6 protein-coding genes, 1 tRNA gene and 1 pseudogene are annotated in these 8,252 nt (G+C 61.2%); 4 read left to right on the forward strand and 4 right to left on the reverse strand.

The window, feature by feature from the left end; all coding sequences use genetic code 11:
* The first annotated feature begins 127 nt into the window (after positions 1 to 127).
* Positions 128 to 1,285, forward strand: a complete 1,158-nt coding sequence (locus AB5Y92_RS16900) for an efflux RND transporter periplasmic adaptor subunit (protein WP_368227205.1) — start codon at positions 128 to 130, stop codon at positions 1,283 to 1,285.
* A gap of 15 nt (positions 1,286 to 1,300) precedes the next feature.
* The gene (locus AB5Y92_RS16905; RefSeq protein WP_368227206.1) at positions 1,301 to 4,435 is read left to right on the forward strand and encodes a multidrug efflux RND transporter permease subunit; all 3,135 of its coding nucleotides are present in this window, start codon (positions 1,301 to 1,303) and stop codon (positions 4,433 to 4,435) included.
* An 86-nt stretch (positions 4,436 to 4,521) separates the two neighbouring features.
* Here the strand turns inward: AB5Y92_RS16905 and AB5Y92_RS16910 are convergent.
* A tRNA-Ser gene (locus tag AB5Y92_RS16910) sits at positions 4,522 to 4,611 on the reverse strand.
* A gap of 439 nt (positions 4,612 to 5,050) precedes the next feature.
* Between AB5Y92_RS16910 and AB5Y92_RS16915 the strand changes: the two genes are divergently transcribed.
* Positions 5,051 to 5,959: a L,D-transpeptidase family protein gene (locus AB5Y92_RS16915; RefSeq protein ID WP_234898544.1), complete on the forward strand. Its 909-nt coding sequence runs from the start codon at positions 5,051 to 5,053 to the stop codon at positions 5,957 to 5,959.
* 39 nt (positions 5,960 to 5,998) lie between these two features.
* Positions 5,999 to 6,988 carry a DUF481 domain-containing protein gene (locus tag AB5Y92_RS16920; protein WP_368227207.1) on the forward strand — a complete coding sequence of 330 codons (990 nt, stop codon included), beginning with the start codon at positions 5,999 to 6,001 and terminating at the stop codon, positions 6,986 to 6,988.
* Positions 6,989 to 6,990: 2 nt separating this feature from the next.
* Here the strand turns inward: AB5Y92_RS16920 and AB5Y92_RS16925 are convergent.
* The 3 genes and pseudogenes from AB5Y92_RS16925 to AB5Y92_RS16935 all read right to left on the reverse strand — a co-directional run.
* Positions 6,991 to 7,140: pseudogene (locus AB5Y92_RS16925) on the reverse strand (IS3 family transposase); the annotation flags it as partial.
* A 61-nt stretch (positions 7,141 to 7,201) separates the two neighbouring features.
* The gene (locus tag AB5Y92_RS16930; RefSeq protein ID WP_201986055.1) at positions 7,202 to 7,687 is read right to left on the reverse strand and encodes a hypothetical protein; all 486 of its coding nucleotides are present in this window, start codon (positions 7,685 to 7,687) and stop codon (positions 7,202 to 7,204) included.
* Positions 7,688 to 7,720: 33 nt separating this feature from the next.
* The coding region (locus tag AB5Y92_RS16935; RefSeq protein ID WP_368227208.1) for a nucleoside hydrolase at positions 7,721 to 8,252 on the reverse strand (532 nt) is incomplete at its 5' end.

The raw sequence follows: 8,252 nt of genomic DNA on the forward strand, positions 1-8,252 counted from the left end.
TTTATCATCGCCTCCATGGATTCTCCACAAAGCCTCGAATCATTCGCAATAGCCCCTCGCCATAATGGCCGCTCGATGCACTTTTCGGTCACATCACACCGGAGAGACGGTTTAACGAGGTGAGTGGATGATGTTTGTCAAACAGCGGTATGCGGGCGCCCTGCTCGCCGTCATTGCCGCATTCGGGTTGGCGGGTTGCGATGCCGCACCGCAAGAGCAGGAGGCACCCGCCCTTCCTCAGGTGTCGGTGCTGACTCTGACTGGTCGGGAGCTTGTCATCAGCGAGGAGCTGCCCGCCCGGGTGGCGGCACTGCGCAGCGCCGACATTCGCGCCCAGATCAGCGGTATCGTGCAGCGCCGCCTGTTCGAGCAGGGCGCCGAGATCAGCGCTGGCACCGTGCTGTTCCAGATAAACCCGGCCCCCTTCAAGGCAGATGTCGACAGCGCCGCCGCCGCATTGCAACGGGCCGAGGCCGTGCTGGCCCGCGCCCGCATCCAGATTGACCGCCTGAAGCCGCTGCTGCGCACCGACGCCATCAGCCGCCAGACCTATGACGATGCGATCTCCCAGCGGGATCAGGCGGCCGCCGATGTAGCCCAGGCCAGGGCGACCCTGGCCCGGCACCAGCTGAACCTGCAATTTGCCAGCGTGGAGGCCCCCATCGCCGGACGTATTGATCAGGCGCTGGTGAGTGAAGGGGCTCTGGTGTCCCCCACCGATACCACTCCCATGGCCCGGATCCAGCAGATTGATCAGGTCTACGTCGATGTGCACCAACCGGCCTCGGTGCTGGAATCCCTGCGCCAGCAGGCTGGCTCAACGGCACCGGAACTGGCGGTGGAGATCCTCGGTAGCAATGGCACACCGCTGGGCATGCAGGGGCGCATCCTCTTCTCCGGCATCGAGGTCGATGCCGGGACCGGCGATGTGCTGCTGCGGGTGCTGGTGGATAACCCTGAGCGGCGGCTGTTGCCCGGTCTCTACGTGCAGGCGCGCATTCCCCGTGCCCGCTATGCCAACGCCCTGACCGTGCCCCAGCAGGCAGTAGTGCGCACATCGGGTCAGACCAGCGTGTGGGTGGTGGATGGCCAGGGGCAGGCACAGCTGGTTCCGGTCAACACCGCTGAACTGGTGAATAGCCAGTACCGCATCGCATCCGGGCTCAGTGCCGGGCAACAGGTGGTGATCGAAGGGATCGATCGTCTGACCCCGGGAATTCAGGTCATTGCCTCCCCCTGGCAACCACCCGCTGTCAGCCAACCGGCTGACGGTGGCATTCGCTGAATCGGAGAGTTATCCATGCCGCAGTTTTTTATCCATCGCCCGGTGTTTGCCTGGGTGATCGCCCTGTTCATCGTGCTGGCAGGGGTCATCGCCATCCCCAAGCTCCCCATCTCCCGCTATCCCTCGGTGGCGCCGGTGTCGGTGACCCTCTATGCCACCTATCCGGGCGCCACGCCGCAGACCCTGAATGATGCGGTGGTGAGCCTGATCGAGCGCGAGCTGTCGGGAGTGAAGAACCTGCTCTACTTCGAGTCCTCTGTGGACGCCTCGGGCAGCGCGCAGATCACTGCCACCTTCAAGCCGGGCACCGATCCGGAGCTTGCCCAGATGGACGTGCAAAACCGCATCAAGGCGGTCGAGCCTCGCTTGCCACAAGCGGTGCGGCAAACCGGCCTGCAGGTGGAGTCCGCCTCATCCGGCTTTCTGATGATGGTCGGCATGACCTCACCGGATGGCCGCTTCGATGAGGTTGCCCTCAACGACTACATGGCACGCAATATTGTGCAGGAGCTGCGCCGCATCGACGGGGTGGGACGAGTGCAGCTGTTTGGCGCCGAGCAGGCCATGCGCATCTGGGTAGATCCGGCCAAACTCGCCGCCTACGGGCTGACCATCAGCGAAGTGGCACAGGCCATCGAGCAGCAGAACATCCAGATTGCACCGGGGCGCCTCGGTGACGAGCCCTCCCTGCCGGGGCAGCGCCTGACGGTTCCCCTCACGGTTCAAGGGCAGCTGACGACCCCCGAGGCATTCGCCGCCATCGTGCTGCGAGCCGGTGGTGATGGCGCCAAGCTGGTGCTGGGTGATGTCGCCCAGGTCGAGCTGGGGGCACAATCCTACGCCTTTTCCAACCGGGAGAACGGCGTTGCTGCCACCAGCGCCGCCATCCAGCTCTCCCCCGGCGCCAACGCCGTGCGTACCGCCGATGCGGTGCGCCCCCGTCTCGCCCAGCTCGCTCCCACCCTGCCGGCGGGCATGGCCTATTCGATCCCGTTTGACTCGGCCCCCTTCGTCAAGGTCTCCATCGAAAAGGTGATCCACACCCTGCTGGAAGCCATGGTGCTGGTGTTTCTGGTGATGTTTCTCTTCCTGCAGAACCTGCGCTACACCCTGATCCCGGCCATCGTCGCCCCCATCGCTCTGCTTGGCACCTTCGCGGTGATGCTGCTGGCCGGTTTTTCGATCAACTCCCTCACCATGTTCGGCATGGTGCTGGCCATCGGCATCATAGTCGACGACGCCATCGTGGTGGTGGAGAACGTCGAGCGCCTGATGGCCACCCGGGGGCTGTCGCCCCGGGAGGCGACGTCGCAGGCCATGAAGGAGATCACCGGGGCGGTGATCGGCATCACCCTGGTGCTCACGGCGGTGTTCATCCCCATGGCGTTCGGCAGCGGCTCCGTGGGGGTCATCTACCAGCAGTTCACCCTGTCGATGGCGGTGTCGATCCTGATTTCCGCCTTCCTCGCCCTGACCCTGACACCCGCGCTCTGCGCCACCCTGCTGCGTCCGGTCAGTCCGGATCATCATGAGAAGTGCGGTTTCTTCGGCGCCTTCAACCGGGGCGTCGAGCGGCTCACCGCAGGCTACGGCGTTCGGGTCACCCGGCTGGTCGGGCGCAGCGGACGCGTGATGGCTACCTTCGCCGCCCTCTGCGCCGTGCTGGCCATTGCGGCCACCCAGCTGCCCTCTTCTTTCCTGCCGGACGAGGATCAGGGCTACTTCATGACCTCCATCCAGTTGCCGACCGGCGCCACCAGCGAGCGCACCCTGGCCGTCATCAAGGAGTTCGAGGCCCATGTGGCCTCTCGCGAGGCGCTGGACACCAACCTGGTGGTGCAGGGCTTCAGCTTCTCCGGCGCAGGCCCCAATGCGGCCATGGCCTTCACCATGCTCAAAGATTGGGATCAGCGTCATGGCGCCACGGCAGCCGAAGAGGCAGATCTGGCACAAGCGGCTATGGCAAACATTCCTGAAGGCACGGTAATGAGCCTGCTGCCGCCCGCCATCGACGAGCTGGGCACCGCCTCCGGCTTCACCCTGTTCCTGCAAGACAGAGCCAACCGGGGAGATGCCGCGCTGCTGGCCGCTCAGGCCCAACTGCTGGAACTGGCCGCCAAAAGCCAGGTAGTCAGTGATGTGTATCCCGACAATCTGCCTCCCGGCGAGAGCATTCACCTCGAGATCAACCGACAGAAGGCCGAAGCCATGGGACTCTCGTTCGCCAGCGTCAGCAGTACCCTGTCGGCCGCAATGGGGTCGCTCTACGTCAACGACTTCCCCAACGGCGGGCACATGCAGCAGGTCATTCTGCAGGCCGACGCGTCGGCGCGCATGCAGCTCGATGATGTGCTCGGCCTGCGGGTGCGCAATGCCAGCGGCGGCATGGTCCCCCTGCGAGAGGTGGTGACACCGGAATGGTGCGAATCGCCGCAACAGATGATGCGCTTCGATGGCTTCCCTGCCGTGCGTATTGCCGGGGGGGCTGCGCCCGGCATCTCCAGCGGAGCGGCGATGGCGGAGATGGAGCGTCTGGTGGCGCAATTGCCGCCAGGCTTCGCATTGGCCTGGACGGGACAGTCGTTGCAAGAGCGCCAGTCGGCCGAGCAGGCCCCCCTGCTGATGCTGTTGTCGGCGCTGGTGGTCTTCCTGGTGCTGGCGGCACTCTACGAGAGCTGGTCGATCCCGCTCTCGGTGATGCTGGTGGTGCCGCTGGGCCTGCTCGGTGCCGTCGCGGCCGTGATGCTGCGCGGCATGCCCAACGACGTCTTCTTTAAAGTAGGCATGATCACCATCATCGGTCTGTCGGCCAAGAACGCCATCCTCATCGTGGAGTTTGCGCGCCAGTTGCACGGCGAAGGGCGCTCGCTGCTTGATGCTGCTGTCACTGCTGCCCGCCTGCGCCTGCGCCCCATTCTGATGACGTCGCTGGCCTTCACCCTCGGGGTGGTGCCCTTGATGCTCGCCAGTGGCGCCAGCGCGGAGACCCAGCACGCCATCGGCACCGGCGTGTTTGGCGGCATGATCAGCGGCACCCTGCTGGCCATCTTCTTCGTGCCGGTCTTCTTCGTCTTCGTCATCGGCACCCAGGCGCGCATTCAGGCCTGGCGGACACGGCGAGCATCCAACAGCATTCATCCTGATCGATGACCACAGATACACAGGCGGCCGGATAGTCCCTCAGCACATCACCAAAAGAAAAAGCCCAACCTGCTAAACAGGTTGGGCTTGGTATGTGGCGGAGAGACAGGGATTCGAACCCTGGGTGGCATTGCTGCCACAATTGATTTCGAGTCAATCCCGTTCGGCCACTCCGGCATCTCTCCGTGGGGAGAGAGTTTTACCCAAGCTGGGCCGAGGATGCAATAAAAATTTCTTAGATATCAAATGGCTGAATCAGATATCTGGGAGCAGGCTCACAATGCGGCGCGTGCTGTTCGCATTGTGAGGCCACCCTGCATCCACCAGACATTAACCCTCTCGCACACCCGGCCATTATCCACGTCGTGATATTCCCCAATTGCCATCAGGCGTCTCTTTTTCCTGCTTGGCGCTCAAATTTATGGGTGATGCCGATTTTGGCCGGTTTCCTATGTATCCCCACATCATTGCGGGTGCGCAGCAAGCTGGTAATCATGGGCTGATTGAGGAACAATCGCGCCATTCTGGCGGCTGTGTTGATGATGTTCAGCCCCGATTGAACTGATGGATCTCCTTATGCGATTGCCAAAACTCATGCCCCTCTCCATAACGCCTTCCCTTTCCATGCTGCTGGCAGCGATCCTGCTTTGCGCCGCGCCGGCAGAGGCCAAACGCCACCCGCTGCCACCTGCTGGGAGTCGCCTCATCGGTGAGCTGGAGGATTACATTATCCAGCAGAATGAACATCTGGAGCTGGTTGGCAAAAATACGCAAATTGGATTTTTGGCACTGCTTGAGGCAAATCCGGGTGTAGACCCCTATTTACCCAAGCCGGGCACCCGTTTGACGCTGCCCACCCAGATGCTGCTGCCTGATGTGCCTCGCGAGGGGATCGTCATCAATCTGCCCGAACTGCGCCTCTACTACTTCCCCAAAGAGAAGAGCGAGGTCATCGTGCTGCCCATCGGGATTGGCGATATCGGCCGCGAAACACCCGAGATGACCACGACGGTCATCGAGAAGAATCCCAACCCGACCTGGGTGCCCGGCCCCATGGTGCGCAAATCCTGGCTGGAGCAAAAAGGGATCACCCTGCCCGCCGTAGTGCCCCCCGGCCCGGAGAATCCCCTTGGCAAGTTCGCCATGCGCCTTGGCTATGGCAAGCGCGACTACCTGATCCACGGCACCAACAAGGATTTTGGCGTTGGCTTGCGGGTAAGTGCAGGCTGCATCCGGCTGCGACCTGACGATATCGAGGCCCTGTTCAAGATTGTGCCGATCGGCACGCCGGTGCGGGTCATCAATCAACCGGTCAAGGTCGCCATCGAACCGGATGGTCGGCGCTGGCTGGAGGTACACTCCCCGCTCTCCCGCACCGAAGAAGAGCTTGAAAATGGCGCCCCGCTGGTGCTATCTCCGGCCATAGAGAGCTTTATCAGCGCACCTGACGTGATGCAGGATGAGGTGACGGCTGCGCTGGAGAGCAAAAATGGCCTGCCCCGCCCCATCAGCAGCCAACTTGTCAGTGGCTAAGTAACCAGCGCCCGAGTCGCACCGGAGTCACCTTACCTCATGAAATTCCTGCCCCTCCTATTCCTGTTGGCCTGTCACTCCTTGTGGGCCAAGGACATTCTCTGGATGAACAATGGCGATCGTCTGACCGGTAACATCGAGGAGGTGACCGAACAGTCGGTGCGCATCGCCCTGCCCTACAGCGGCGCGGTGACCGTCAAGCGGGAGGCCATCAAACGCTGGCGCATTGATAAAGAGGACAAACCCAAGGCGACGGCAAAGGGTGGGCTCAAGCTGTTCGAGGATGACCAGGATGAACGCAACGCCTGGCTCTGGACCGGCAGCGGCGATCTCAATGTCAAACTCAAACAGAATGACAAGCAGACCAACAACGTCAACCTCAAGTGGAAAAGCGAGCTGGCCAATCTGGACTGGCGTTACAGCTTCTCCGGTGAATATACCTATGAGAACGCTGACAACATCACCGACAGCCATGATTATCAGCTCAACCCTACGCTGGACTACTTCTTCAACCAGCAGTGGTTCTTGCGCACCTCACTCGATGCCGAATATGACATGCTGGATAAAGATCGCTATCTCTATATGGACTATGGCTCGGGGCCGGGCTACCGCTTCTGGAACGACAAACGCCGCCGACTGGAGCTGATGGCCCAAGGGGGATTAAGCCGACTCTACTTCCGTGAAGATAGCGAGGTTCCCAAGATTTTTCTGGGTGAACGGGTCATTGACTACCCCTTCGCCGGTTTTAACTGGGATTATCGCCAACCTTTCTCCCTCTGGCAGGAGAAAATGGAGCTGTTCAGCCAGGGGCGCTATCTGAAATATCTGGCACAAGCCTCCCCCTATTTCACCCGTAATCAGGATCTGAAAGGCAGCATAGGATTGCGCTACTACTTCAACGACCATCTGCGCCTCTCCTGGTCGAGTGAGCTGGATTGGGAAGATGCTGACATCCTTGTCGACACAGGCAGCCCGGAACCCCGGGAGAGCGAATTAAGACACCTGCTCAGCCTTGGCGCCAGTTTCTGAGTCAACCATACCAGAATGGTCGAATTGCCCTGAATGCTATATCGAGATTGTGCTTGTTGGCAGGTTAGCTCGCCTTTTTCAATCTGCTCGACCAACGCCAGTTTCAAAGTCAGCGAGTAATCGCGCTGTGTCCGTTTCACACCTTGTCCCATCGAGCTCTCGATTTATTGGGGGAAAAGGTGCAAACCATATTCAGGACGGGACACACGAACACTAAAAGCCTACCTCAGCCATGGCAGGCATGGCCGAATCTTCCTGCTCCCCGTCGGACTCGCCGCGGGTGCAGTCGATGATGGAGCGCTTGGGGTTGTTGGGATCGCGCAAAAGCAGAGGGGCTGAGCCCTCGTTGTGCTTCTGCTCGTCGCTAAACTCGCTGCCGTAGGCGTTGTGGGTCAGCCGGCGGGCGTTGGCGATGGGAGTATCGACAAAGAGGGCGTGCACTTCGAAGCTGGAAGCGGGCACGATAAAGCCGACCACCGGCAAGCCGTGTAGCTCCTCGTGCACCTTGTACCAGGCAAAGCCGTCACTCACCTTGTAGGGGGTGTAGTTGGCCAGTTGTAGATTGGCGGGCCTGCCCGTCTCATCCACATAGAGATCGGTAAATTCACAGGTCGCCAGCCCCTGCCACATCCGCTCGAATGGCGTCGCACAGCCTGTCAGTTGCAACCCGGCCAGCAGCACCAAGCCTCTCTTCCACATTTCCCGCCCCTTCTTGCAAAAATGAACCGGCGCTCAGTCAAACGCCCGCAGCCGCGTCACCAGCAGATCGATAAAGCCCGGACGATCCAGCCCCAACAATACCAGCGCATTGGCTGGCTTGCCGGTCAGACCATAACGATCCACCACTGTCATCCCCACGGTATGCTCCCCCCGGGTCTCGATATCGACCCGGCACTCCACGCCATGGAACAGGGCGGGATTGAGCAACCAGGCAATGGTACAGGGGTCGTGGAGCGGTGCACCAGCAAATCCCCACTTGGGATCCCGATGGTAGATCATGAAAAAGTCGAGCAGCCCGGCCACGCACTGGGCCACCGGATTGGTGATGGCGCGCACTCGCTCGATATCCTCATCCATCACCTGCGCCTCATGGGTCACATCAAGGCCGCACATGGTGATGGGAATGCCCGACTTGAACACCATATCGGCCGCTTCCGGGTCCACATAAATATTGAATTCCGCCGCAGGCGTCCAGTTGCCAGCCCCTGCGGCGCCCCCCATCAATACGATGCGGGCGATCTTGCCCTTTAGTTCCGGGTGAGCC

The sequence above is a fragment of the Aeromonas sp. R1-1 genome (assembly GCF_040908495.1).
Taxonomy (GTDB): Bacteria; Pseudomonadota; Gammaproteobacteria; order Enterobacterales; family Aeromonadaceae; genus Aeromonas; species Aeromonas veronii.